Origin of the sequence: Tropicibacter alexandrii (assembly GCF_003667315.2) — a bacterium.
GTDB lineage: Bacteria > Pseudomonadota > Alphaproteobacteria > Rhodobacterales > Rhodobacteraceae > Tropicibacter > Tropicibacter alexandrii.
Window position 1 is genome coordinate 1 of the sequence record NZ_RCTZ02000053.1, and the last position, 1520, is coordinate 1520.

Genomic DNA, 1520 nt, shown 5'->3' on the forward strand with positions numbered 1-1520 from the left:
GAAATGTCGCGTGGTTGGCAAAGCAGAAATGTCCCACCTGGAGCGCCGTGAGCGCAGCCGGGCAGGGCGGAGACCTCACGTATCGGAGCCCTGACCGGCTGCGCGGTTGGCCTTGCGCTTGCGTTCGGCGAGCGTGTTCCATCCTGTATTGCGGCGGCCGGTCGGCTCGTAGATCGTCCGCTGTCTGCCGGCGCGTTTCTTCTTGGGTGGGGCCTTGTCCTGCTCGGCCTTGATGTGCTCCAGCACGGCGCTCAGGTGCTTGTTCTCGGTGATCGCGGCGTGGGTCACGCGCTGGTCCATGTCGAAAATCCGGTACGGTAGAGAAATGCCTTTCCAGCGGAATTCCAGAGCGCCGTCCTCGTGCTCGTAGCTGTCGATGTACTTGCCGGGGAGGTCACGGCTGAGGTCGTTCTCTTCCAGGATGATCCGGTGCCGGTCGTAGGAAAAGGCAAGCTGGGCACCGACATAGCGCTCATCCCTCAGGCACAGGATCTCGCGCAGGCGGTCCGGTTCCGTGTTCAACGCACGGTGCAGATCGTCGGGCCGCCGCGGGGCCTTTGCGAAACGCGCGTTGTAGCGCTGCATGAACCCCGGCAGGAAAGCGTTCCCCGCGGCCATATCAGAGATGCCCGCCAGCCTCAGCTCCTTCACCAGCCGATCCTGCAGCGTGCGGTTGGCGCGTTCGACGCGGCCCTTGGCCTGAGAGCTGTTCGCGCAGAGGATCTCGATGTTCAACTCGTTGAGCGCGCGCCCGAATTGGGTGGTACCATGGCCTGTCTTTGCGCCTTGCTTCGCCACCCGGAACACGCTGTGCTTGTCGCTGTAGAAAGCCACGGGACGACCATGTTCATGCAGGTAGCGTTCCAAGGCACCGAAGTAGCTGAACGTGCTTTCCGACGTCACGAATTCCAGGTGCATCAACGTGCTGGTCGCATCATCCACGAATACCAGCAGTGTGCAGAGCGGCCCGCGGTCCTCGAACCAGCGGTGATCGGAGCCGTCAATCTGGATCAACTCACCATAGCATTCCCGGCGCAGGCGCGGCTGGTGAAACGTGCGGCGCTGCTTTCTCGAAAGCCAGATCCCGGCGTCTTGCATCCATTTGCGCAGCGTCTCCCGGGACACCTTCAGGCCATGGTCCTCGGCCAGCTTCTCGGTCGCCAGCGTCGGTCCGAAATCAGCGTACTGTTCCTGCACCAACGTGACGGCCAAAACGCGCACCGCCGGATCGATCCGATTATTCGATGGCCGACCGCGCGCCTTGTGCCGGATCGCAGCCGGTCCGTTGGTTCGAAAGCTCTTCAACAGACGTTGGACTTGTCTGCGGCTCAGCGCCAGAAGGTTCGCCGCATTCGTTGCCGTCATCCGGCCTTGCACGACCTGGCTCAAAATCTCGACACGGTTCAGGTCTCGTTCGCTCATAAGCACCAATCCCACGGTCCACTCCAATCCTGTCAGCAACAGGGGAAGTGTGACACTTCTGATTTGCAGATGTGGGACACTTTAACTTTGCGGCTACA

Annotated in this window: 1 protein-coding gene; it reads right to left on the minus strand. The window is 61.6% G+C overall.

Going from position 1 to position 1520, the window contains the following annotated elements; genetic code table 11:
• Positions 1 to 75 precede the first annotated feature (75 nt).
• On the minus strand, positions 76 to 1437 hold the full coding sequence (locus D8Z78_RS24305; protein ID WP_121634752.1) for an ISNCY family transposase: 1362 nt from the start codon (positions 1435 to 1437) through the stop codon (positions 76 to 78).
• Positions 1438 to 1520 lie beyond the last annotated feature (83 nt).